Source organism: Bacteroidota bacterium (assembly GCA_016722565.1).
GTDB lineage: Bacteria > Bacteroidota > Bacteroidia > 2-12-FULL-35-15 > 2-12-FULL-35-15 > 2-12-FULL-35-15.
Window position 1 is genome coordinate 934,046 of sequence record JADKIU010000001.1, and the last position, 26,567, is coordinate 960,612.

Here is a 26,567-nt window from a genome sequence, read left to right on the forward strand (position 1 = left end):
TATTGATTTTTATACAAAGGCGACTGATTTATCGGTCGCCTTTTTTCATACGATGACAACAACAATCCCTTTTAAAGTTTTAGATATTGCTGGTGAAGGATTTCATTTGCTGCTAAAAATGTACATCAATAAAAAAGTTGCACATGTGATTATCGATACCGGTGCTTCTAAAACTGTTTTTGATAAAACAAGAATTGCGAAATACGTTTCTGATAAAACATTTGAAAAACATGATAGTTTGTCGAGTGGGTTGGGAACAAACACGATGCAGAGCGAACAAGTTTTTATTAAAAAATTAAAAATCGGAGATTTGGAAATCGATGGGTATAAAACAATTTTACTTGACTTGTCACATGTCAATCAATCGTATCATCAAATTGGTTTGAAGCCGGTAGATGGGGTTTTGGGAAGTGATCTTCTTTTGAAATACAAGGCGGTGATTGATTATGAAAAGAATGTTTTGAAATTAAAATTTTCTAAAATCAAGAAATAACTTTTCGACTTCACTTTTAAATAAACTTAGATTTTACTTCTGCAGTCGGAACCATACAACTGTCCTTTTTGCCCCACCATTTATATCTGTTTCTTGCAACAAAATCATAAACTGCATCACGGACAAATGTTGGAATTATAATAAAGCCGAACGCAAGTGGGTACAATCCGTTGAGGTGTTTACTGATTTTTAAAATGGCTGTCGATTTTATAAAAACGGTATTGTTTTCAATCAAAATGATGCTGTCAATTTTTTGAGAATCGATGTGGTGTTTTTCTAATAAATGTTTTCCAGTTTCGGATTGAAGTGCGGTAAATTTAAATCTGTTTTTTTTATCGTGTTTAATGATTTTGTTGACAGACGCATTGCAGAAATTACAAACGCCATCAAACAGAATGATTGCAGTATTGCTGGGTAGTTCAGGCATCTATTGTCGTGCTGAAATAGAATAGGGGTCAACAGAAACTTCTACTTTTTTTACAGTTCCATTTTGATTCGTAATCATCGTTCGAGTCACTAAATCAATGAATGTTACATTCCCGTTTCTTCCTCCACATTCTCCGGAATGATGAGGTGCAGGTCCGTCACTCGTTGCGTTTCTGTTTGCAACGTAGACTAATTTTTTTACATCGTCTACTTCAATCCCATGTGGTTGATGTCCGGTATAAATAACACTTTGTAAGGTATTTGTTAAATAATTGATGATGGCAACTGAACCTCGTTTGCCAGGAAAGCTAAGTGTGTCTTCTGTACATGTTACATAAACATATGGAGTTGTCGTTGAAAAACTCATTTCTGATGGCAATGCACCTACCGGAATAATTGCAAGTAACGAGTCGTTGCTTGTTTGCATTATTCTAACTTCTGATGTTCCCTGACAGGTTACAAAATATTTTGTACCGGTTGGATTAAAGCGAACTTCATGTGCATTTAAATTGGATGCAGGTAAGCTGGTGTATAAGTTTACTTCAGAATAAGCGCTGAAATCAGCAACTGGAATTTTGTATAATTTACTACTGTTAGTTTGTTGAGTGATGTATAATGTGTCGTCATTGGAATTTAAAGCAGAGCCGTGTGGGTAAGAGAATCCGGATTGAACGGTGGCGGTCATATTCGTTAAATCAACTGTCGCAACTTTTGCTGCAGTCGGACTTAAATCCACACAAAAAGCTGTTTGAGAATTGCTTGTAATAACAAATGTGTTCCAATACCCTGAGCCGATAAATGCTCTTCCTACAAAACTATCATCACTTGTTCTGTATTTTTCTAAATATTGCCCAGCTAAAAAAACAACATACCAATATTCATTATCCGGAGAAACGCGAATCATGTGCGGTGATTCACTGCTAGCAGAACTACCTACATTAACGTATCGCATTGGTAATAATGTTTCTTGATCAAATACCGTAACTACATCACAGCCTTGGTTGGTGACATAAAACTTTTTACGATTCGGATTGTTGGAAAATTTAACATCTACATCTCTGTTTGGAGCACCTGCATTGATCCAGTTTTTCATTAGCGTCACTTCTTCTCTGGTCAACTTTGTTTCATTGTAGGGCATCGTTGGAGAAAGTGTAACCCCTAAATCAGGATAGGTGTTGATGTAAGAGAAAAATGTGCTGTAGTCATGTCGAAATGGAATAACAGCAGCGCTACCACTTCCGCCTTCAAATAGTTTATCCCAACTTTCCATAGATAAACCACCTGCAGCGCCTTTGCTTTGGTCGGTGTGACAGCCCGGTGTAGCGCATTTGGTAAAAATGATTTTCCCGACATCGTCCGGAAATTGGTTGTAATCCGGAATTCCTTTTTCGTTGGTACAAGTCGAAAAAAAACACATCCCGAATATCAGAACTGCTGAAAAAAGGAATGTGTTTTTTTTTGTAATCATTTCGTTTTATTCTGTAACAGGAACATCCGAAGTAAGCGCTTCGTTTCTTCTTAACTTAATAGAAATGCCTCCAACTACTTGTTCTAAAATTGCATCGTCATAACCTACACCATAAAGATAATAATCTCCTTTTTGAAGTCCTGAAAACTCATAATGAGCATTTGCATCTGCTGTTACTTTATCATCGTAAACAGAAACATCTGTTCCTGGGAATTCCGTTGCGCCATATTTAATGTAAACAATTGCATTGGGAATAAGTTTAGTATGGTGTTTCACATTTCCTGTTACACTGGATTTTCCGCCAGTGCCTTCTTTTTTACAAGCAGAAAAAGTGAATGTAAGTATTGCTGTAAAGAAAAGGATGGTCGTATATTTAAAAGTGTTTTCATGAGATTATTTATTTGTATAAAGTTAAGATTCTTTTTTGGATTTTAAAAGATATTTCTTTTGATTGAAACTATAGGTCAATCCGACCAAAAATTTTCCCGCTGTTGCGAGGTTGCCATCGAATTTCTTTTCGGATATAGGTAATTGAAAAGAGGTATTTATGGAAATTTGTTTGTAAAACACATCCAGTCCAATCCCTGCTGTTGCAATGTTCATCTCCGTTGCGGGTTGGTAAACCTTATCGATATACAATCCTTTTGTATACTCATAATATCCTTGGATGGAAGGAAATAGTTTTAAATCTTTATCCTGACGGAATTTATAAAAAAGGTTGAGGTAATTGGTTGTGCTATTTCCAATTCGTTCATGGTAATAATTGTCGCCATTGATTTTGTAGGCGGTCATGAAATTAATTCCCAGTTTTTTATATCCGAAAACATAATTTAAATAACTCATGTAATCAATGCTTCCTGTGCCGGGTTGTAATAAAAAGTCAATACGTTGGTTGTTTTCATCTTTCTGATAATAATCGCCTACAGGTAGTTTTATTCCGGCACCTAAGATTAAGCGGTGTTGGAACTTTTCTGTCATCGTACGATTAATCAAATGAATCCCTGTAAAAAATGTCAGATCGCTGATGCCTGAAATTTTTTGTTTTAGATCACTTTTACTGCTTGTGTTCATTGTAAAAGGGATAACCGCATTTAGTTCGATTCGCTTATGAATAAAAAATTTAGCACGGAGTTCGGCTGTAGTATATAATTCGTAATCACTTTGTAAGTGCTTTGGTTGCACGGGTTCAGTGTTTGGACTGCCGGTGCTTCCGTGTTTCAATGCATTATAATTACCATTTGAATTGGCGAATGTATTTGACGAAGTGTTTGATGAAAGAGCACTTTTCTGAAATACATTGTGATGTTGATCTGTATTCTGATAGCCGTTAAACATTTTATAACGGTACATTGCAGTAATACTGCTGTGATTATCATATGGGGTGATGCCCATAAAACAACCGCAAAAATCACAAGCAAATAAACTATTGGTAATTATAACACTTAAGAGTGTTATAGCTGTTTTCATTAATATTGAATTAAGGTGCAAAAGGATCGTTAAACCTAGGGTCAGTAATAAATTCGGTATCTGAGAGTGTTTTTAAAAATGCAATTAGATCTGCTTTTTCAGTTGAAGTTAGCGGAATTCCACCCACTACTCCTGGACTTATCGTACTTGAGTTTACAACTCCGCTGCTATAATGATCCATCACTTGGCTCAATGTGGAGAATCTTCCATCGTGCATATACGGTCGTGTTAAATTCACATTGCGTAACGATGGAACTTTAAATGTTCCAGAATCAGCTGCAAGTAATGTTATTGTTGCTCTTCCAGCATCTGTGAAAACGCTATCCAATCCGTTATTCATAAAAGCCATATTTGTAAATAAAGGAGCAGTATGACAAGAATTGCATTTGTCCATGAACAAGTTTAATCCATTTTGTTCGGAAGCTGTTAGGATTATTTCTCCTCTGGAATATTTATCGTATTTTGAATTATACGAAACTAACATTCCTTGAAATTGAGTGATAGCTCTGAAAATAAGCTGACTGGTAACCGTTTCTGTTCCGAAAGCATCTTTAAACATTGCTGTGTAAGACGGATCATTTTGGATTTTGATTACCATATTGGCAATGCTTTCATCCATTTCAACAGGGTTGGTAATAGGAGCAGTTGGTTGTACTTCAATGTGATTTACTCCACCATCCCACATAAACGATGTGTGCCAGTTTAAGTTAAATAATCCGGGTGCGTTTCTTGTTCCTAAAAGTCCGTCTATTCCATGGCTGACCACATGATCTAAATGAGAAAAGGCTGCAAATTGCTGGTGACAACTTCCACATGAAACCGTATTGTCTCTTGATAGTTGCGGGTCATAAAACAATTTTCTTCCTAAAACAAAACCTTCCTTTGTTAATGGGTTGCCTGTGAAATCATAATTCGGATAAGGCCAGCCCGGAGGGACAATCAGACGAATGTTATCTGCAGGTAATTCTTCAACGATAGGAGGATCAACTTCACACGAACTCGCTGCAACTATTATAGTTGCAGCGACCATCGTGTATTTAAGTGCATTTTTTAAAAACATTTTTACTAGTTGTGAATGTGTTCTACTGTAAACATATCAGCATAATTATCTGCAATTGTTTTAGCATTTGCACCCGGCATGTGTATGGTATTCAATGTAGAAAAATCAACATTGGTAGGAGTTGTAAATAACTCTAAAATATCTGTCTTCAAATGAATTTCAGGAGTAGCACTTGTTGTAACAGAGGCAACATCAACACCAAAAGAAGGAGATACCGTTTTTAATGTGTTGTTTGCACCGGAAAATCCTCCAACATGAAATAATAATCCATTTGCTGCAGCTGTTGATTGCGGTGAATTTCCTTCGAATTTCATCATGATGTAACCACTGCTCCAGCTCCAGAACATTCCGTTTGCAGGGTCAAGTGCACCTGTTTGAGCTCCAGAAACATTACGAAGACTATCTACACCAATCATAAATGAAATGCCAGTGTAGTCACCCAACGGAACATTGGTAAGTGTAATTTCTCCTGTAGCAAGATCACTTGCGTCAATTAAATGGTAGCTTTCAGATTCTGTATATGTTCCACCGCCACTTTTTGTTAAAACGATATTGCTGATGTAATATTTGAATGTAGATACGGTAAAAGAATCACTGTTTGCAGTTACATAAGTTTGTGTGTTGAATACCAAGGCACTATCACCTACCATGTTTTCGAAATGAAGTGCAAGACTTCCGGTTGTTGCTGCAGGTGTTGGTGTAGGTGTTGGTTCTTCATCTGGATCTTTTTTACAAGATGAAAGACTTACAGCTCCGATTAAAAACAGAGCGCTTAAAATTTTGATTGAATTTTTCATAGTTATAAATTTAGTGATTATTTTAATGTTAAAATTTTTTATTTTTTTATTGCTTGTATCTTTTTGATCAATAGCTTCACCGTAACGATTTCTTTAACCGCATACAGGAATAAAGCCATTGCCAAATAGGTCAATAGTTTTATCATATGAATCAAATTACTTTGTACGAAATTGAACAACACGCCAGCAAACAGTAGCGATTGTTCTTGAATACTAAAATTGGTGTAAGATTAGGCCTGGGGAGGATGAAAAATGGCCGCTAAGTGTTTGGATGAATTAGAAAATAAATAGTTGAAATTTAATTTCTCTTCAGGCTGCGTTTGTAAGGGTTGATTTGTTTTTTCAATGGAGCAAAAAAATTGAATCTCAAATTTTTCTTTTACATTATTGGAAGGTGAATTTTCCTTTTTTTCTTCTTTTTGTAACTCCTTTTTTAAATGACATTTACCATTACATTTAAGAATTGGTTTTGCCTTGTTTTCACATAAAACGGTTGAGATAAAATCTTTATTAAGGGAGTATTTAACAATAACAATAAGCTTTCCAGCAGATTGGAATAATAGAACTGCGACCAAAAGAATTGCGATATGTTTTGCGAAAAATGACAAGTTAATTTGTGATAATAAATTTTTTGTTAACGGATTCTTTGTAATTAATTTTACTGAGGTAATAAATACCTTTAGGTAAATAGCTTAGGTCAATTTTCTTTTGTGTTTCACCAGTTTGAAGATCCTCATTTAAAAGCTCAGCAATTAATTGCCCCTGAATATTGAAAAGCAAAACTTTAGTTTTTTGATTTTCTGTATTATTGATAGAAAGAATCATTTCTCCATTGGAGGGATTGGGTGAAATCACAAGTGAGTTGCTGTTATCACTATCATTCACAGATGCGGTTGCAAAAAAATCGGTGATTGCTTGTTCAATTAACAATGTGTCGTCAATAGCAAAGTTGTTACTTTGATAAATTATTTGGTGGAAACTTCCTGCTGCAATAGCAATTCCAGGCATGGGTGAGCTGCCAAGAAAATAATAGTCCTTTTCTAATGAGCAGTGGTCGAATGTTGCGTCAAATGCATATGGGCTGGTTGTTGGCAATACATCAATTGCACAATCATTTCCAGGCCAATAGTCCATATAGAAAACATGTACTTTGCCTGGGTGAGAAACCGCATATTTATCTTTCGAGTTTAATAAATAAGTTGCTGCATCGGTGCAACTTCCGCAACCCATAGCGAATTCCATGATTACAACTTCTTCATTATTCAAGTAGTTGTATAGTGTGTGATTGATACTTGTGCAGTCGGTTTTTGTCCAGTCTTGTGCAGTTGTTTGTCCAAAAGTTGCTTTCGAAAACAATAGCAATGTGATCACTGTGGAATAAAATGTTTTCATTGTAATAAAATTACGATTATAAAGGTACGAAGAAAAGATAGATTTTTTTAGAAAAAAGTTAACGATAGCACCAATTGCTAATAATGGGCTTAAATAAAATCGAAAAACTATTGCAAACTTCGTTCAATTGTGCTACCTTTAAGATAAATTCAAATGCCTTTCGGGATGAAAAATAGATTAGTTATTGCTATTGTTATATTTCTTGGAGTTATAGTGATTGCAGCAGCTCCGGAGCGATCTAGTTCGGGTGCTCCTGGAGCACATACTGGTGCGCCTGGTGAGCAAACGTGTGCCACTTCAGGTTGTCATGATGACAATAAACTAAATTCGGGATTTGCAGCTTTGTCAATTGAAATTGGAAGTGATATTACAAACTACATCCCCGGGAAGACGTATCAAGTGAAGGTTAAGATTGCAGAACCGAATGTAAACCGTTTCGGGTTCCAATTGTTGGCCTTTAATCCTAGTACTCTTTCCAGTGTTGGTTCTTTTCAGATTGCTGATCCAATAAGAACGCAACTTGTAAGAAATCCTGCAGCGTTTACCGATAGAGAATATGTTACGTATTCTTTTAAAGGTACTGATCCTACATCTGAGGGGATGAGTGAGTGGGTTGTAAATTGGACCGCTCCGCCAACAGCTGTAGGCCCTGTTTCTTTCTATGCTGCAGGTGTTTCAGCAAATGATGATATGACAGATAAAAATGATAGAGTTTATACAACATCCAAAGTGTTAATATATTAAATATTAGATGTAAATGAATTACAAAAAAATAGTTATCCTTCTTGCTGTTGTCTGCTTGCCTTTGTTTTTTGGACATTTTACATATAAAAAATCAGCTGGAGCTCACCCAGGAAGTACCGGTGCGCCTGGAGATAATACGTGTGCAAAATCAGGTTGCCATGTTGGTTCGCCTGTTACATATAACGATACAACTGTAAATACATTTATTTTTTCTCAGGCGGATTCTACCTACTTGCCAGGACAAACATATACCATCACCATCCGAACTCAGAATTTCGGGATACAACGCTTTGGATTTGAATGCCAAGCCATTGTGGATGCTACTAGTTTAGAGGCTGGAACCGTGGTGGTCACAGATGTTATTCGCACACATGAGGTGACTCACATGGTCGGGGCCGATTTTAGAACTTCCGTTACTCATAATACAGTTAGTACTCCCGAACTTTCTCCTGGCTTTAATGAATGGACGTTTGATTGGACTGCGCCATCCGGTGATGTAGGTGATATTGTATTTTATTATGCAACCAACAGTACAAACAACAATAATACTGCAACAGGTGACAGAATATTTAACAATACATTTCGAATTCGATTGTCTCCTTTGTTCTCTATCAATGAAATTGTTGATGTGGCAAACACAAATGCATTTTATAATGGTGAAACGAATCAAATCGTTTTGAATTATTTTTTAAAGAAAGATAAAAAAGTAAGCGTGTCTGTTTTTGATAGTTTTGGCCGAGAAGTATTTAAACTAAACAACAAAAGTAAAAATGCAGGACAACAAAAAGATGAGTTATCTTTAAAAAATAAGTTAAGTTCCGGTATTTATTACATCAATCTTTCAATCGATCAGAAGTCATTTACAAAAAAAATTAGTATTCAATAAAAACCACAACATGAAAAAAATTTACACACTATTCTTAGGTGCAGCTTTCTGGATGAATCTCACTTCCTCAAATGCTCAAACAACCGCAATGAATTACGATTTTGTTGATTGTAATGGAAATCCTCAAAGCCTTTTTGCTGATTTAGATGCCGGAAAAGCAGTGATTATAGAGTTTTTTATGACAAGCTGCAGTCCTTGTATTGATGCATCTGCAGATTTGGAGATAATGAAGACCGGTCTAATGGCTGAATTCCCAGGAATGATTAAAGCATATGCTTTTGGATTTACCAATACATATACCTGCTCAACAATTAATTCTTGGGTAACAACAAATGGAGTGACATCTATTCCTGCTGATAGTGGTGCGCTGCAAGTTGCTTATTACGGTGGAATGGGAATGCCAACGATTGTTGTTCTGGGAGGAGGGACTGCTCATACTGTTTTAGGTTCACCTTATTTGAGCTATACTTCTGCCGATACAACAATTATGGCTACGGATATTCGCAACTTTCTAAATGGAACCGGAGTTACTGAAAACAATTTAGTTTCCGGACTGAAATTATTTCCGAATCCGGCAGCAGATGAAGTAAAAATTTCATTTGATTTAAAAGAAATTACAAATCTGAAAATCGAATTGTATGACATTAGTGGTAGGTTGGTAACAACTGTTTTGGATAAAAAAAACCAGAATGGATTAATTATAGAGACATTGAATACAAGTGCTTATGCTGATGGAGTATACATTGTAAAAATTAATTCAAACGAAACCATTACCCAACAGAAATTAAATATCATTCACTAATGACATTTTTTATTCGCGCATTCATTTTTTCTGCTTTATGTATTTCTTCTCTCAATACATTCTCGCAGAATCCTCTTTTTATTCCTGATACACTAAGCGGGACGGTTTTTAATTTAAATGTACAATCAGGAGTAGAGCAGTTTATTGGAACAAATAATACACCTACCTATGGCTACAATGGAACTTTTTTAGGGCCAACATTGTTAATCAATAAGGGTGATAGTATTACGATAAATGTTACCAATTCGATTACTCAACCCACAACGGTGCATTGGCATGGCTTTCATGTTGCCGCAATGAATGATGGCGGCCCCCATCAAATCATTACGCCAGGAGCAACTTGGAGTCCTTCGTTTAAAATGAGAAATGAAGCGGGTACTTTTTGGTATCATCCTCATGGTGAAAGTAAAACAGAAATTCAAGTTTCAAAAGGTTTGGCCGGAATGATTATCGTTCGTGACAGCACTGAGGCAACGTATACATTGCCTCGCAGATATGGTGTTGACGATTTTCCGGTTATTGTCCAATCGAAAGCATTCGATTTATTGTATCAGTTTGCTACTGCAACTCATGAAGACAGTGTATTGATGGTGAATGGAACCATTGATGCTTTTCTGCAAGTGCCTCAACAAGTTGTTCGTTTGAGATTACTCAATGGATCGGCCGATAGAACCTATAATTTTGGGTTGTCTGACAATTCTAATTTTTATTTAATCGGCAGTGACGGTGGATTGTTGTCTGCTCCTCATCTTACTAATCGAGTTCGTTTGTCAACTGGTGAACGAGCAGAAATTTTAATCAATTTGTCTTCGTATTCAATTGGGACACAACTTTTTTTGAAAAGTTATGCATCTGAGTTGCCACGAGGTATTATTGGAGCAGATTCAGTTGGTACGAGTTCAATCGTAATTTCATTGGGTTATTATGATAATTATCTGAATGGGCTGGATTTTGATGTGCTTCGTTTAGATGTTGTAGCTCCAACGGCTAGTCCTGTTACAACTATTCCAACCTCCTTTAATCCGAAAGTTCCTTTGTTAGAAGTGAATGCCGATGTTACACGTTATCTTCATTTTTCGGCTGATACGCTTTTGAGTGGTGATCAAGGCTATGTGGATGGACCATTTATGATTAATGAACAAGAGTTTCATATGGACTCCATAAATATTGTTACCTATTTAAATGATATCGAAATATGGGAGCTAACAAATAGTACCATGGTTGCACATCCGTTTCATATTCATGATATTGAATTTTATGTTTTGGATATAAACGGACTACCTCCTCCTCCCGAATACCAAGGGTTAAAAGATGTGATTCTTGTTAAACCAAATGATACGGTTCGATTTATTACTCAATTTACAACCTTTGCAGATCCAGCAGTTCCGTATATGTACCATTGCCATTTATTGCACCATGAAGACGATGGAATGATGGGGACTTTTTTAGTTATCGATCCTGCTACCATTGGTGTGAACGAAAATACTTCTCCGGATGATATGGTGAAAATATACCCCAATCCAACAAATAATTTAGTTGTTGTTGACTTTCTATACGGAACAAATGGACAGCAAAAAAACATTTCAGTGTTAAATATTCTTGGTGAAAAGCTCTTTGCTATTGAAACAACAGAAAATCAAATTGAAATTGATATGGAGAATTGGAATTCGGGTGTTTATATTTTTCAAATTCATTCTGAAAATAAGATTGTAAATAAAAAAATTATCAAGCAATAAGTTTCAAATGAAAAATGTTGTAACACTTCTTTTCGGAATTAGTTTTTCTTTTGTTTCGTTCTCACAAACATTCGGTGTGCATTGGGGATACCCTGAAAATGTTGGCGTAGGAACAACACACAACAATATTTATCCAAGATTAACATTGACAAATGGAGATATTCCTGTTGTCATCTGGCAAGACAATATTCCCGCTCGAACCTATTCTTCTCGCAAAATCGGAGCAGCCTTTTCATCTCCTTTGGCTGTGCATGCAACCGGTATTAATCCGTTTGTGGCCAATTGGGCTGGTGCCGAAATTGGTTCTTCGGGTGATACTGTATTTGTTGTATTTACAACCATTCCTGTCGCTTCCGGAAAAGCGTATGCTGTTCGTTCTATTGATGGTGGAATGACATTTTCCGATACAGTAAGAATCAATCATGAAACAGGCCGAATACCGAGTTTCCCTTTTGTTACTGTCCTTCCAGAGGTAACCCTGTAGTAAAATTATATGGGCGCAGATACAATTACAATGGCGAATCCGAAACATACTGTTGCAAAATCAATTGATGGTGGAGTAACATTTTTACCAAACGTTACTCCCGTAACCCCTGGTGAGGCTTGCGATTGTTGCACCGGAACGATGGCCTTTTCTCCTACGCATCAAGCTTTGCTGTTCCGGAATAATATCAGCAATTTAAGAGAAATGTGGACATCCCTTTCTTCAGATACTTGTACAAGTTTTCCTGTTTCATCAAATATTGATACAACCAATTGGGTCGTTTCTTCTTGTCCTTCCAGTGCACCATCAGGTCTTATTGTTGGCGATTCACTGGTGTATACATGGATGAGTGATGGCACCGGTGATGCACGTGTATACATTGGTACGATGAATATTAACGATCAACAAATTGGACAGCACCGTCAGTTGTATCCTGTTGGTTTATCCACTCAAAATTATCCGGTGATAGCAGGAAAAGGGGATACGCTTGGAATTGTTTGGCTGGGATACAATGGTTCTTATCAAGAAGTCTTGTTTTCTTGGTCTGTTACCGGAGCTGCCGGACTGGGAACTGTTATTGATACGATCACAAAAGGATTAGGCGGACACCAATCTCGCCCGGATTTGGTGTACAACAACGGAAAATTTCATGTTGTGTTTAGCAATACTGCCGGAGCACAAGTGCAATACATGGAAGGAATGTTTGTCCCAAATGTTTCTGTTGATGAAATGGACGTGACTCCTGAAATTATTTTTACCAGTATGAACTCAAATGGCGTTATCGACATGCAAATCTATGCTGCCAGAGAATTGAAGGCAGATGTTGCAATTTATAATTCTATGGGCCAAGTAATGAAAAATAAATCGTTGCTATTAACAAGCGGATCCAATCACGATACGATGGAACATGACTTAAGTTCGGGGATTTATTTTCTTGTACTATCGACAAGCGATGGTACCATTTATCAAAATAAAATCATCATTGCTCAATAAATACAGTTGATTCGCTTAAATAATGAAAAGTATGTTTAAAAAATATAAGATTAGAATTGCATTCGTTTTTTTCTTTTGTCTCTCTTTTGTTTCTGGATTTTCTACACTGAATGATTCTTTAAAAGTCAAAAAAAAGAAACCAACCTTCTACCTTGGTTGGGGCTATAATCGCGATTGGTATAGTAAAGGAGATATTCATATGCAAAGCGAAAAGAATAATCCTCAAGTTATAAAAGGAACAGCTTATTCCTACGACTTTACCGTTCACAATGCAACCGCTCATGATCGACCTCAGTTTGAAAACATTCCGGATGTAGCGAATATTACCATTCCACAGTTTAGTGTAAGGATGGGTGCATTCTTTAATGATAAACGTGATTTTGGATTTGAACTAAACTATGATCATGCAAAATACATTGTTGACGATTATCAAAAAGTGAGAGTAACCGGTCATGTGAACGGACAGTATTTTGATAAGGATACGATTTTGGATCCTACTAACTTTTTACATTATGAACACAGTGATGGCGCTAATTTTTTTATGTTCTCACTTATCAAAAGATGGAAATTGGCTGAATCGAAAAATTTAAAAAATAATGTCGGTTTTATTTTGAAGCCGGGCTTTGGATTTGTTTATCCTCGAACAGATGTTACACTTTTTGGTAACCGTGTAAATAATGGTTGGAAGGTTTCCGGGATTGTCGGTGGCGTAGAAGCAGGATTTAGAGGCGAGTTTTTAAGAAATGGATATTTGGAATTTACCGGAAAAGGTGGTTATGCAAATTATATCAACACCTTAACACAAGGCAGGGGAAACGGAAAATCTAGTAATTCCTTCTGGTTTTTTGAAGCAATTTTAATTGTCGGTTATCAATTTCAACTTGGGAGATAATAAAAAAAATCCTTGATTGTTAAATCAAGGATTTTTTGTTTTTACTTCTTCAATTCTAAAGGTATAATAAGTTTGATACTAATGTTTCTTCCCATATTGTATACGCCTCTTCTTCCTGTTGCATTATTTTCCGCAGCATATTTTAATCGGCTTAAATGATTTTTTGGTAGGCAACATCTGTAATGTTGTTTGCCGAGATATAAAGAGAACAAATTGTTTTTGTTTTTCTTACAAAATCTCCTCCTAATCCAACATTAATCAATGAGTATCCAGGCGTTCGTGTTTCGGTTCCGAATGCAGAATAGAAATTGTTTTGTTCAAAATAATTTTCCAATTCAACACTCACATAGGCATTTGAAATAAATTTCCCAATCTTTTTTATATCTGCCTTGAGCTCCGAAACCAATTTTGGAGCTGGGATTAATGGAAGATACTTCGTAGAATCCGGTTGGTTCTTTTGTGTAGCTTGCACAAATGAAAATGAGTTTTCAAAATGTAACCAATGGATGGGATGCGGATGAATGTCGATGGCAATTTCTCCTCCCAATAGTGTAGCATTCCCTTGAACAAACTCAAAGGTGTTGGCTCCACCGGTTAATGAATCGCCACCGGTTACGCTGTTGAGTTTTTGCAAAAAGATAAATCGATCAATCGAATTGTGAAATGCATCAATTTCCAGTGTGATGTGTTCGGAGTTTAAACCCAAGGCAAGATCAAATTGTAAGCTGCTCTCTGCTTTTAAATTTGGATTTCCAATTTCATATCTTCCGGTTCCTTCGTGCTCACCATTGGCACCTAGTTCACTAATATTAGGCGCACGATACCCTTTTGCAATGTTCAGTTTTGCATAAACGAATTCTGAGAATTGATAGGTGGCTCCTACACTTCCAGATATGCCGGAGAATGTCGAATTAAATTTGGTAAACTGATGAATGGTGCTTGAGTCGGATACATCTGTTTTTGCTCCCAACGAATCCAGAAACAAATCTGTACTGTTTTGCTTTCTAACATCGTATCGGATACCGGCACTCACATCTAATTTGTCGAATGATTTTTTTGCAATCAGAAATCCTCCGATATCCAAGAGATTGTATTCAGGAACCAAAAATTCGATGCCTTTGTTTTGAGCAATTTGTTGCATACCGTTTACGCCAATAGAAAGACTACGCTTTTTCTTTTCCGGAAAAACATATCTCAGGTCATAGTTTATCGTGTTTAATAAAAAGTACAAACCATAATTATTGGTGTTAAATACATCTCCGAATTCTTGACGATGGTTTTGTTGGAAACCAATTGTTGCTTTTAAATTTCCTTTCCCGACAATAAAATTATTGTTTAACACAACTTTATAATGTTTTATCTTTTGGTAGTGGGAATACCTGTAACGTATTTTTTATAATCCTTTTCTTCTGCAATAACCACTCTCTTCGGTTGTATCGTTCACAACAATGGGTTTGATGAACTTCCCGCTGGCGCTATCGCGATCGCCTTCAACAATTCCAGGTGTCAATTCATACATGCTAATATGCAAATGTGAATAGCCCCACGACTTATTAGCACCGATAATTCCGGTTAAAGCATTTTCTTTAAATCCTGAATTCAAAACATATCCATCGTATTTGTTTTGGTAGGCATGTGCCATTTTATTGGTGTAACGGAAATCCCAAATGTATCCTTTGATATTGCCGGAAATATTAGCAGAGTATGCAATCAATCCATTATTGGTTTGGTAATTTCCGATGATGTTTCCATTTATTTTTCCATCCGGAAGTGTAGGAGCACTCATCATATTAATTACACCTGCAATGGCGTCTGAGCCATAAGAAAGACTCGCAGGGCCTTTTAAGATTTCTACTTTGTTAACGGATAATTCGTCCAACTCAATTCCATGCTCATCCCCCCATTGTTGACCTTCTTGGCGAATACCATCATTTACCACCACCACACGATTATATCCCAAACCTCTGATTACCGGTTTTGAAATTCCAGCTCCGGTTGTCACTTGTGAAATACCGGGTTGTTTGGCAATTGCATCAATGATATTGGTTAATGCACTCTGTAATAATTATGTTTTAATAACAATAATAATTGGAGTCGCTGTTCGGTTTCGCTCACCGGATTGCGATGATCCGGTAATCACCACTTCATTGATTTCTTTTGCTGAAAGTTCGAGCGCGAAATCTTTTACAGTTGTTTCTGAAAGGTCAATGGTTTCTAAAATCATTTTGTAACCGGTAAAACTTACCTGAAGAACAATTTTTGTTTGAGGAAGATTCGCAATCTTATAAGTTCCGTCCGCTCCGCTTATCGTTCCTGTTTTTAAATCAGGAATATAAAGCGTTGCCCCTGGAATGGGTTCTCCTGTTGTTTTGTCTGTTATTTTTCCTGTTAGAATAGTTTTTCCAACTTCAGCAGTGTTTGCTGAATAAGCGCTGATGCTTAAATGAATAAGCAGGAGCAAAATAATATTTCGCATAGTTATTTCTTAGTTTAAATACAACAATTGTTGAACACGTTTTTGTGATCAACAGAATTTTGAAAATAAAAACTAAGCGATAGGAGGTGCGCGAGAAGGTAAGTTAGAAAAGGTATGCGGAATGATGATGCCTTCCGAAAAGGTAATATGAGAAAAACGTTGCGATGAAATAACAAACGTAATGTCGTTGGATGGTATGTCGTTGGAAACGGAAGGTGTATAATCACAAATTGCACACTCACTTTCTAATTCGTGAAAATGGTGATCGGTGATAGAACAATGCACTTCGTTGTGATGCTCAAACGCATGAACTCCTTTTTCTATATTGGGAAACAATAATAGAAACAGGAAAAAAATTGTCAAATATTTTTTTAATTGTTTGTGCATTCGAACGCAAAAGTAAGAATCTTTTCGATATTAAAAACTTGCTTTTGGAATTGAAATCTTGTATTTTTGATAGTAAATCTCTTTAAAAATGAAAAAACGATTACTTTCTTTAGTTCTTTTTAGTGCTACCATTTTTGCATTTGCCCAAGAACCAACCATTTTACCCAAAGGCTTTGCGCCCGGTGAAGAATTGAAAATGGATGCTTATTTAAAAAGTAGAATCAATAAAGCTCCGAATACAACGTATCGCGCTCCGATTACTACTCCGCCTACATTGCCTGTTCGTACAGCTGCCCAATGGGAAGAGTCGCAGGCGTTATTAATCACCTGGACCGGTTTTCCATCTATCCATCGTCAGATTGTTGCAGCAGCTCAATTAGAATGTAATGTAATTATTCATTGTGCGGATTCAAATGCTGTAAAATCGGATTTGACTTCTAATGGAATTCCATTAACGAACTTAAAGTTTATTGAAGTGGCTTTTAACTCCATCTGGATTCGTGATTATGCAGCCAACACGTGTTATTTGAATGATGTGGATTCATTAATATTGGTGGATTGGATTTACAATCGTCCGCGCCCCGATGATGATGATATTCCTTTAGCCTATTCTTCTTTTTTGAATGTACCGTTGTACCAAACATTGGTTGCGCCCAATAACTTAATGAACACTGGTGGAAATTGGATGATTGATGGAATCGAAACAGCATTTGCTTCGGATTTAATTTTAGAAGAAAATGATGGTGCAGGAAGTTATTCGCTTGCTTATCCAAATCATACCGAGCCTGTCATTAACTCGATTGTTCAAGATTTCCATGGCATTAACAGATATATAAAAATGGATGTGCTTCCATATGACGGCATTCATCACATTGATATGCACATGAAATTTTTAGATGAGAAAACCATTCTTGTAGGTGAGTTTCCAGCAGGAATTTCTGATGGTCCTCAAATCGAAGCGAACATTGCATATGTATTAAGCAACTTTAATGACCCTTGGGGAAATCCATATAAAATTGTTCGCGTTCCAATGCCGCCAAGTACCGGAGGAAGTTATGCTGGAACTCCTTTTGGTGATGCATACTATCGTACGTATTCCAATTTCGTGATTGTGAACAAAACAATTATTATGCCTGCTTACCGCGAAGAATATGATACTACTGCTGTAAGAATTATCAAACAAAACATGCCAGGTTATAAAGTGGTCACCATCGATGCAGATAATACGGGTGCAAATTTAATTGCTCAAAGTGGTGTGATTCATTGCATCACGCACAGCGTTGGTGTTGCTGATCCATTGCGCATCGTGCACAATAATCTTTCTGATACGTATAATTCAACAACGCCTTATCAAATTGATGCGATTGTTCAGCATAAATCAGGAATTGCAAATGCACAAGTATATTGGACAACCGATACCACTCTGCCGTATAATTCTGTTGCGATGACTTTAACAAGTGCTGCAACGGATACCTGGACAGGTTTTATTCCTGCTCAACCGGTTGGAACACAAATTTTCTATTACATACACGGACAAGCAAACAGTGGTAAACAACAAGTGCGTCCGATGCCGGCTCCTGAAGGATATTGGCAATTCAGAGTGCTTGGTCCAGTTGGAATCAATGAAAACTTAACAAGTATTTTCGCTACTTCGGTTTATCCAAATCCGAGCCATGGAATTACATGTATCCCTTTTACAAACGAACGTAAACTCTCCGGTAAACTTTTTGTTACGGATATCACCGGCAAAGTAGTGGAAGTGATTCATGATGGTAGCTTTAAATCAGGAACAACCAATTATTTTATCAATACGATAAATTGGAGTGCAGGTGTTTATTCCATTGTTGCTCAAACCAACGAAGGAACAACTGTACAGAAATTATTGGTGAAATAGGAGAAAAAACATTAAAATATAAAAAGGAGTTCCGGTTGGGACTCCTTTTTTTTTGTTTTAATAATAGAATAAAAAAGATTGTAAATAAGTTTAGGTTAATGCTGTACAATTACTCTCTTCGACAACGAACCGCTTTGTTTTATTCCTTTTTCATTCACTTCCGAAATTTTACAAATGTACATTCCTTGCGAAAAATTTTCGGTGTTGATTGAAATGGTATTGTTCTCAATTCGATTTGTAGTTATTAGTTGTCCCTTTAAAGTATATACATCAACCACATAATTTTTATTTTCTTCGTTAATGATTTTGATTGTAAATGCGTTGCTTGCCGGATTCGGAAAAAGTTCTACATTAAAATTGAGCACATTTTCTTCAACAGAAATAAAACCGGATGTTCCTTTGTAAAAAGAAAGTCCACCCGAATAATTTCCTACCATCAAATCAATTAAACCATCATTGGTAATGTCTGCTCCGAAAGGTGCAGTGCGTGTTCCTTGAAAGATGTTTAAAAAGGTTGTGTCCGTTTTTGTGAATGTGCCACCCAAGTTCCCATCAATGCTATCGTAAATCTGCAAATAGCCACTTTCAGCACCAACCATTAATTTGGAAACGCCTCCTTGTTTAAATAAAAATGGATAGCTGTAGCCAATAAAATATCCCGGGCGATTCACTTTTACATTTCCCCAAAAATGGGAAACAGAGTCCATGGCAGGAATTGAAGTTGTTCCTGTACCGATGTGATTGTAGTATGCCAGTTTTCCGTTTCTTGCGCCAACAATTAAATCATTTTTCCCATCACCATCCACATCCACAATTTGTGGTGCAGCACAATCGCCAACATCAATTACTCTGTTGTTGGAGTTTTTGAAATTAGCCGCTACGAGTGTAAAGTTAGCCGTAGCTCCAATGCTGGCGGTGTTTTCAAAGTAATGCAGTTTTCCGTCAAATCCTCCGATAATCATATCTGCATCGGTGTCGCCATCTAAATCACCAAATGTTGGAATCATGTTTAATATATTCAACGAACTTAAATTCATATAATTCAAGGTGATTAAATCAAACTCCGGGTGTGTTGCCGTTCCGATGTTTTTGTATTGCGCAATTTTTGGTTGAAACGCGGAAGGCGCATAATAACCATAGTTTCCGATAAATAAATCTTTTAATCCGTCATTATCATAATCAAATAAAACAGGATACGCCCCTTCACCGAGTTCAATCATGTTGTCTTGTAAAACATTGTTTTGAACAAATTCAAAATCGGGAAAATTGTTTGCGCCATTATTTTTATAGTACACTAAGCTGTTGGCGTTTTCAGAAAAATTGGGGGCATTCGGACAAACAATTAAATCTTTTACACCATCGTAATCCATATCGGCATAATAGGCAGCCGGGAAAACGGTCATGTTTGTTGAGGTTGTACTTAAATTGTTCGCTGGGAAACTAACATCAATAGCCGTAAAGTGCGCGTTGGTAGGCGTTCCGCCATTGGTAAGCATCGTTAGATTGTTGTACGAAATGTCACCAATTACTATTTCTTTATCGCCATCGCCATTTAAGTCCAAACACAATTCGCTGCCACCGGAGTGAAGCGATGAACGTACATCTGATTCATAAACCGGCAACTCCGGAGTGCTTATATTGGATACACACGTGTCGTTTAAAGTGAAGTTGTTGCTCATCGCATCTTCCGAGGCATATCCCCAACATTTGTTCGCGATTTCAAAAATTAAACTATCGCAACTTCCATACAATTCCATACTTTGATTTTGATGGTATTCAATATATGTGCTGCTGTTTGAAAAAGTAACAATGTCGATATCTGTATCGTTGTCGATATCGCAAAATGCAGGGATGTCAACAGGGGTAATGTATAGTGTTGAAAGAGTAGGTGTAGGAGGATTGTATTTTGTTGGAAGTAAATCTTCCACCAATAAAAATTGCAATCCGGTTGAAACTGTAGAAATGTTTTTGTAAATTTTTATCCCAACACCTATATCCGAAAAAGCAAAAATGTCTTCTTTATTATCGCAGTTATAATCTACTAATAAAACCCAATCGTGAAGAAAAGGAAAATTGTTTTCATATTCCGGAGCATAGGTTAAATCTACTGCACCAACAGTTCCGTTGTTGATGAATGTGCGGAGTTTATTTCCACTTCGGTCGAACGTAATCACATCTTTCTTACCGTCAATGTTTAAATCAATGTTCGAGATTTGAACAAAATTTAATCCTCCCGCCCAAGGGTTGTCTAAATAATTTCCGGATACTTTTACGGGTATGCTATCGTGCCATTGAAAGTTCGGTTGTGCGGATGCAATGGAAAAAAGGAAAAGGAAAATAACAAACGTAAACGTGCGCATGTATGCCATAAGTCAATTTCTAGTGTTGAATAATAATGCGCTTCGTCAATGAACCGGATTTCTTTTGTTCTTTCTCATTCACTTCAGAAACTCTACAGATATACATTCCCGGAGAAAAATGCTCTGTATTTAGCACTAAAATATTGTTGTTTATTTTTTCGGAAGTAATTTGTTGTCCCATCACATTATACAAATCTAATACATAGGTTTTATTTTCTTCATTCAAGATATGTATCGTAAAGCTATTGTTGGCAGGATTTGGAAATAAGTCAAAATTGAAATTGATAAGCGGGTCTAAATTAGAAGTGGTAAGTGCTGTAACCCCTTTATAAAAAGAGACACCACCTTCGTAATTCCCGACAATTAAATCCATCAGTCCATCGTTGTTGATGTCTGCTCCATGTGGAGCGGTTCTGCTACCTTGAAAAATATTTAAAAAAGTAGAATCGACCCAGGTGAATGTTCCGTTTAAATTTCCATCGATATTATTGTATCTACGAATAAAACCGCTTTCATTTCCAACAAGCATGTTGGTGACTCCGCCTTGTTTAAAAACATAAGGATAGCTGTATCCGGTAAAATACCCCGGAAGATTAACAGTTACTCCTCCGAAACTATGTGTCATCGAATCCATAGCCGGAACAGCTGTTGTGCCTGTGTGACGGTAGTAAGCCAGTTTTCCATTTCTACTGCCAATTACCAAATCATTAGTTCCATTGGCATCCATATCCACAATTTGTGGAACGGCATAATCTCCAACATCGATAATGCGACCGGCAGAGTTTTGAAAATTTCCTGCAATTAAAACAAAGTGCGCCAATGTTCCAACGGAAGCAATGTTTCTGAAATAATGTAATCGTCCGTTGTATCCACCAATCATCATATCCGAATCACCATCGCCATCTAAATCTCCAAAAGCCGGAACCATGTTTACAATTCCCAATGAACTAAGTGGTGCGCCTGTTCCATCAAAGCCATCGTAATCGCGGGTGACTAACTCATATTTTGGAACTGTAGCGGTGCCAATATTTTTAAATTGAGCAATTTGATGGGCATACCCAGAAGGCCCCCAATAGCCGTAGTTTCCAATAAACATATCTAGTAATCCGTCACCATCATAATCAAAAAATGCAGGATATGCACCTTCTCCAACTTCAATCATATGGTCTTGTAAGAGGTTGGATTGCTGGAATTGAAAAATAGGAAAGCTGTTTGTGCCGTTATTTTTATAGTAGACAACACTGTTAAAATTTTCAGAAACATTGGGAGCACTCGGACTCGCAATCAAATCTTTGACACCATCATTGTTCACATCGGCATAAAAAGCACATGGGAAAATGGTTAGGTCTAATGCGATGGTACTCGCATTATTGGAAGGAAATGCGGTGTCTTTTGCAACAAAACTGCCATCGGTAGGCGTTCCACCATTGGTAAGCATTGTTAAATTGTTGTAGGATACATCACCGGCAATAAATTCTTTTGCGCCATCTCCATTCAAGTCGATGCACAATTCACAAGAGCCCGAATGGCGCGATGCAGAACGATTTTCTTCATCTGTAGGGCGAAATTCAGGTGTGCTGACATTTCCTACGCAGGTATCAAATAAGGTATAATTGTTATTTAGTGGATGTTCACTGGCATATCCCCAGCAGCGATTGGCAATCTGAAATTTTAAACTATCGCAAGTGCCATACAATTCCATACTCATGTTTTTATGATATTCCATTTGGCTTCCACCGATGGAAAAGGTCACGACATCCACATCGCCATCATTATCTATATCGGTAATGGCCGGAATATCGGAAGAGCTCACATATAAATTGATAAGGGAACCGGAAGGCGGATTGTAAATGGAGTATTGAAGATTGGTGACTAAGGTGAATTGCAAACCGGTACTAATGCTGGACGTGTTTTTATAAACAGCAAACCCGCCACCATAATTCGAATAGCCAAAAATATCTTCTTTCCCGTCACAATTGTAATCTACCAAAAGTACCCATTCTCTGAGTTGCGGAAATTTGGTTTCGTAATAAGGGTTATAGGTATAATCGGCAGCTCCAACTGTTCCATTGTTCAGGAAGGTTCGGCTTTTATTCCCTGTTTTATCAAAAATGAATAAATCTTTTACTCCATCCAGATCCAAGTCGATGTTTGAGGCTTGAATAAAGTTCAAACCTCCTGCCCATGGGTTTGCGATGGTTGTTGCACCGATTTTAACCTGAATACTATCGTACCATTCCAAAAAAGGCTGTGCTTTTGCAGTGTTTAATAAAGCAAAAAGGAATACAACAACGAGAATAGATTTTGGTTCTTTCATATGATAATTGTGTATACAAATATAACGAAATTAATTGGCAGAAGGTTCGGACCAATGCGAATGGCCAAAATACCGGGGATGGTCTTCCAAAGATAGCCCCAAAATGTCAAAATCAACCAAATCGACATAAAATTGGTAAATAATAATTGTTATTCTATATTTGCACCCTTAATTTAAAAAGTAAAAGGGTTAAGGAGTGAAATATGGAATAGGGTTTAACCCGATTTTACTACGTTACTTACTTAACTGAATTAACCAAAAAAAATACAATTATGCGGAACAAAGGCGCTATTAGGCTGTTTGCGATTTTACTGGCTCTTGCCTGTGCTTATTATTTAATGTTTACTTATGTGGGCGTTAATATTGAAAAAGATGCGAAAGCATATTCTGAAGAATATGTTGCAAGACCCGATGTTGTTGATGCTGCTAAAAAAGTATCGGCTCTTGAGGTTGAGCAAAATACCTATTTGGATTCAGTAAAAAAATCCAGAGAAGCATTGTACTTGGATTCCCTTAAAAAGGTAACAGTTATTGATTTGTGGCCTCTTCAATATACTTACGAGGAAGTTCGCAACCGTCAGTTAAACTTAGGTTTGGATTTGAAAGGTGGTATGAACGTTACCTTGGAAGTTTCTGTATCTGAGATTATCCGTGGTCTTTCTAACAATAGTAACGATCCTGCATTCTTAAAAGCATTGGAAAATGCAACAGCAGCGCAAAGAACATCTGCAAAGGATTACGTTACCCTTTTTGGTGAAGAATATAAAAAATTAAACCCAACCGGTCGTTTAGCAATTAACTTCCAAACCATTGAGTTGAAAGGGAAGATTGATTTTAATACTTCTGATGAAGATGTATTAAAGTTTTTGCGTAACCGTATGGATGAAGCGATTGAGACTTCAGAAAAAACATTGCGTACACGTATCGATAAATTTGGGGTAACACAACCGAATATCCAACGTTTGGCTTCTTCTGGTCGTATCTTAATCGAATTACCGGGTGTAACTGACAAAAAACGTGTTCGTAAATTATTACAAGGAACTGCGAATTTGGAGTTCTGGATTGCTTACGATAACAGCGAAGAAAAAGATGGTATTGCTGAAGCAATGGCCAAAGCAAATACCCGTTTAAAAGAAATTTTAAGCCCATCTACTGCGAAAGATACAGCAGCAAAAGATTCAACACTTGCTTCAACAGCTGCTGCAAGTATTGATTCAACAGTAGTTAAAAAAGATTCTTTGTCTAAATCATTAAATGATCAATTAGGTGTTGCTTCGAAAGATACAGCAAATCCATTGGCATCTAAAAATGATACGCTTGAAAAACAAAGAAGAGAAAATCCACTTTTCTCGATTTTAAATCCGGCTTATAAGTTCAACGAAAAACAAGAGTTTCAAGGATTACAACAAGGACCGGTTATCGGTTACGCGTTAATTTCTGATACTGCTAAAATCGGAGAGTACTTACGTCATCCGAAAATTAAATCCATCTTCAAGCCTTACACTCGTTTCTTCTGGACATTCAAAGCAATTGATAAAGAAGAGAAAGTGATTCAATTAATGGCCATGAATGGTTCTGTAACAAGAGGCGTTGCTCCATTAGCGGGTGATATCATTACAGACGCACGTGTTGTGTTTGATCAAAACGGTGGTGGTTCACCAAACATCTCTATGTCGATGAATACCGATGCAGCAAATGTTTGGAGAAAATTAACCCGCGATAATGTTGGTAAATGTGTTGCCATCGTATTGGACAACAGTGTTTATTCGTATCCGGTGATTAATGGAGAAATTGCTGGTGGTAATACTTCTATTGAAGGTACATTTACCATGGCAGAAGCAACCGATTTAGTAACGATTTTAAAAGCAGGTAAATTACCAGCTCCTGCTCGCATTGTAGCAGAAGAAACTGTTGGTCCAATCTTAGGTGCGGAAGCAATTTCTAAAGGATTTACTTCTACATTAATTGCCTTAGTTTTGGTGTTAGTGTTTATGGGCTTGTATTATAGCAAAGCAGGTTGGGTGGCAGATTTTGCCATGGTAATCAATAACTTCTTTGTAATAGGAATCCTTGCATCTTTTGGTGCAGTATTAACATTGCCGGGTATCGCAGGTATCCTATTAACCATTGCGATGTCGGTGGATGCGAATATCTTGATTTTTGAACGTGTACGTGAGGAATTGCATTTGGGTAAAACAACTGCTGTTGCAATTAAAGAAGGTTACAAAAATGCGATGTCATCTGTAATCGATTCACACATTACCGGTTTATTATTGGGTATCATTTTATATGTTTTCGGAACAGGACCAATTCAAGGTTTTGCAACAACATTAATTATCGGTATTGTTTCTTCTTTATTCTGTGCGATTTTTATCACACGTTTAGTGTTCGATCGTTGGTTAGGAAAAAACAAAGAAATTCCTTTCGGTAATAAAATGACGGAGCATGCCTTCAAGAGCTTCAAAATTGATTTCGTTGGAAAACGTAAATACTATTACATTTTTTCTGGCTTGGTTATTATTGCCGGTATTTTCTCTTACGTGAAAAAAGACGGATTTAGCTTGGGTGTTGACTTTAAAGGTGGTCGTTCGTATGTTGTGCGTTTCGACAATACAAAATCTACGGAAGATGTGCGTAACGCATTAGAAGTTAGTTTTGGTGAAGCACCTGAAGTAAAAACATATGGTGAAGGCGGATCTCAAGTTCGTATTACTACTACTTATTTAATTGAAGATGCTTCTGAGAATGCAGAAGGAATGGTAGAAGCAAAATTAAACGAAGGGTTAAACAAATTGGGTGAGAAATATGAAATCATGAGTTCTCAAAAAGTTGGAGAAACGGTTTCACGCGATATCAAAACCAAAGCTGTTTGGGCAGTATTGTTGTCGTGTTTGGTGATGTTTATCTTCATCTTCATCCGATTCAAAAAATGGCAATACGGTTTGGGTGCGGTTGTGGCCTTGTTCCATGACGTTGCCATTGTATTATCAGTATATACAATCTTTGATGGTATTTTACCTTTCTCATTGGAAATCACCCAGGATTTCATCGCTGCGATTTTAACGGTAATGAGTTACTCGATGGTGGATTCGGTTGTTGTATTCGATAGAATTCGTGAGTACTTAACAGAGCGTAATAAAGCTGATTTAGATAAAAATGAGCGCGTGAAAGTAATCAACTACGCCTTGAACAGTACGTTGAGTCGTACCATCAACACTGCGTTAACCATTTTCTTTGTAATGTTAGCCATCTTTATTTTCGGTGGAGCAACCATCAAAGGATTTGCATTCGCCTTGTTAATTGGTATTGCTATCGGAACTTATTCTTCTATCTGTATCGCTACTCCAATCGTAATTGATTTGGAAAGAGAAAAAGGTGACGCAGAGAAAAAAGCATAATCATTAACAGAAAATATTTTAAGAACCCGATAAAGAAATTTATCGGGTTTCTTTTTTCCGTAACTTTGTAGTAGAATTTTAGTTGATTGACGAAC

20 protein-coding genes and 1 pseudogene are annotated in these 26,567 nt (G+C 36.9%); 10 read left to right on the plus strand and 11 right to left on the minus strand.

Annotated elements, in window-relative coordinates:
- Positions 1-52 precede the first annotated feature (52 nt).
- Positions 53-493: an aspartyl protease family protein gene (locus tag IPP64_03765; protein MBL0328541.1), complete on the plus strand. Its 441-nt coding sequence runs from the start codon at positions 53-55 to the stop codon at positions 491-493.
- A 16-nt stretch (positions 494-509) separates the two neighbouring features.
- Here IPP64_03765 and IPP64_03770 read toward each other — a convergent pair whose 3' ends face one another.
- From IPP64_03770 to IPP64_03800, 7 genes are all read right to left on the minus strand, one after another.
- Positions 510-920: a thiol-disulfide oxidoreductase DCC family protein gene (locus IPP64_03770; protein MBL0328542.1), complete on the minus strand. Its 411-nt coding sequence runs from the start codon at positions 918-920 to the stop codon at positions 510-512.
- The gene (locus IPP64_03775; protein ID MBL0328543.1) at positions 921-2,387 is read right to left on the minus strand and encodes a YncE family protein; all 1,467 of its coding nucleotides are present in this window, start codon (positions 2,385-2,387) and stop codon (positions 921-923) included.
- 6 nt (positions 2,388-2,393) lie between these two features.
- Positions 2,394-2,663, minus strand: coding sequence for a hypothetical protein (locus IPP64_03780; GenBank protein ID MBL0328544.1), 270 nt, complete (start codon positions 2,661-2,663; stop codon positions 2,394-2,396).
- 135 nt (positions 2,664-2,798) lie between these two features.
- Positions 2,799-3,854 carry a hypothetical protein gene (locus tag IPP64_03785; GenBank protein MBL0328545.1) on the minus strand — a complete coding sequence of 352 codons (1,056 nt, stop codon included), beginning with the start codon at positions 3,852-3,854 and terminating at the stop codon, positions 2,799-2,801.
- Between the two features lie 10 nt (positions 3,855-3,864).
- On the minus strand, positions 3,865-4,914 hold the full coding sequence (locus IPP64_03790) for a cytochrome-c peroxidase (protein MBL0328546.1): 1,050 nt from the start codon (positions 4,912-4,914) through the stop codon (positions 3,865-3,867).
- Between the two features lie 5 nt (positions 4,915-4,919).
- Complete coding sequence (locus tag IPP64_03795; protein MBL0328547.1) at positions 4,920-5,711, minus strand: hypothetical protein; 792 nt, start codon at positions 5,709-5,711, stop codon at positions 4,920-4,922.
- 609 nt (positions 5,712-6,320) lie between these two features.
- Positions 6,321-7,103, minus strand: coding sequence for a T9SS type A sorting domain-containing protein (locus IPP64_03800; protein MBL0328548.1), 783 nt, complete (start codon positions 7,101-7,103; stop codon positions 6,321-6,323).
- A gap of 165 nt (positions 7,104-7,268) precedes the next feature.
- Here IPP64_03800 and IPP64_03805 point away from each other — a divergent pair, with 165 nt between their 5' ends.
- The 7 genes from IPP64_03805 to IPP64_03835 are packed head-to-tail and all read left to right on the plus strand — an operon-like array spanning position 7,269 to position 13,640.
- On the plus strand, positions 7,269-7,847 hold the full coding sequence (locus IPP64_03805) for a hypothetical protein (GenBank protein MBL0328549.1): 579 nt from the start codon (positions 7,269-7,271) through the stop codon (positions 7,845-7,847).
- 13 nt (positions 7,848-7,860) lie between these two features.
- Positions 7,861-8,733: a T9SS type A sorting domain-containing protein gene (locus IPP64_03810; GenBank protein ID MBL0328550.1), complete on the plus strand. Its 873-nt coding sequence runs from the start codon at positions 7,861-7,863 to the stop codon at positions 8,731-8,733.
- Between the two features lie 10 nt (positions 8,734-8,743).
- Positions 8,744-9,535 (plus strand): T9SS type A sorting domain-containing protein, encoded by a 792-nt coding sequence (locus tag IPP64_03815; GenBank protein MBL0328551.1) that lies wholly within the window; start codon positions 8,744-8,746, stop codon positions 9,533-9,535.
- On the plus strand, positions 9,535-11,271 hold the full coding sequence (locus IPP64_03820; protein MBL0328552.1) for a multicopper oxidase domain-containing protein: 1,737 nt from the start codon (positions 9,535-9,537) through the stop codon (positions 11,269-11,271). Before IPP64_03815 ends, IPP64_03820 begins: the two co-directional genes overlap by 1 nt.
- Positions 11,272-11,278: 7 nt before the next feature.
- Positions 11,279-11,755 carry a hypothetical protein gene (locus IPP64_03825; GenBank protein ID MBL0328553.1) on the plus strand — a complete coding sequence of 159 codons (477 nt, stop codon included), beginning with the start codon at positions 11,279-11,281 and terminating at the stop codon, positions 11,753-11,755.
- A 9-nt stretch (positions 11,756-11,764) separates the two neighbouring features.
- On the plus strand, positions 11,765-12,748 hold the full coding sequence (locus IPP64_03830; GenBank protein ID MBL0328554.1) for a T9SS type A sorting domain-containing protein: 984 nt from the start codon (positions 11,765-11,767) through the stop codon (positions 12,746-12,748).
- A 31-nt stretch (positions 12,749-12,779) separates the two neighbouring features.
- Positions 12,780-13,640 carry a hypothetical protein gene (locus tag IPP64_03835; GenBank protein ID MBL0328555.1) on the plus strand — a complete coding sequence of 287 codons (861 nt, stop codon included), beginning with the start codon at positions 12,780-12,782 and terminating at the stop codon, positions 13,638-13,640.
- Positions 13,641-13,681: 41 nt separating this feature from the next.
- On the opposite strand, the pseudogene IPP64_03840 reads toward IPP64_03835, so the two are convergent.
- Positions 13,682-16,116, minus strand: a pseudogene (locus IPP64_03840) (TonB-dependent receptor).
- A 72-nt stretch (positions 16,117-16,188) separates the two neighbouring features.
- Positions 16,189-16,479 carry a hypothetical protein gene (locus IPP64_03845; protein MBL0328556.1) on the minus strand — a complete coding sequence of 97 codons (291 nt, stop codon included), beginning with the start codon at positions 16,477-16,479 and terminating at the stop codon, positions 16,189-16,191.
- A gap of 112 nt (positions 16,480-16,591) precedes the next feature.
- On the opposite strand from IPP64_03845, the gene IPP64_03850 reads away from it, so the two are divergent.
- A complete protein-coding gene (locus IPP64_03850) occupies positions 16,592-18,397 on the plus strand; it encodes an agmatine deiminase family protein (protein MBL0328557.1) in 1,806 nt (601 codons plus the stop codon).
- Between the two features lie 95 nt (positions 18,398-18,492).
- Here IPP64_03850 and IPP64_03855 read toward each other — a convergent pair whose 3' ends face one another.
- Together IPP64_03855 and IPP64_03860 are read right to left on the minus strand one after the other, a co-directional pair.
- Complete coding sequence (locus IPP64_03855) at positions 18,493-20,766, minus strand: T9SS type A sorting domain-containing protein (protein MBL0328558.1); 2,274 nt, start codon at positions 20,764-20,766, stop codon at positions 18,493-18,495.
- A gap of 10 nt (positions 20,767-20,776) precedes the next feature.
- Entirely contained in the window at positions 20,777-23,074 is a 2,298-nt protein-coding gene (locus tag IPP64_03860; GenBank protein ID MBL0328559.1) for a T9SS type A sorting domain-containing protein, read from the minus strand.
- Between the two features lie 272 nt (positions 23,075-23,346).
- Here IPP64_03860 and secDF point away from each other — a divergent pair, with 272 nt between their 5' ends.
- Positions 23,347-26,472: a protein translocase subunit SecDF gene (secDF, locus tag IPP64_03865; protein ID MBL0328560.1), complete on the plus strand. Its 3,126-nt coding sequence runs from the start codon at positions 23,347-23,349 to the stop codon at positions 26,470-26,472.
- The last annotated feature ends 95 nt before the right edge of the window (positions 26,473-26,567 follow it).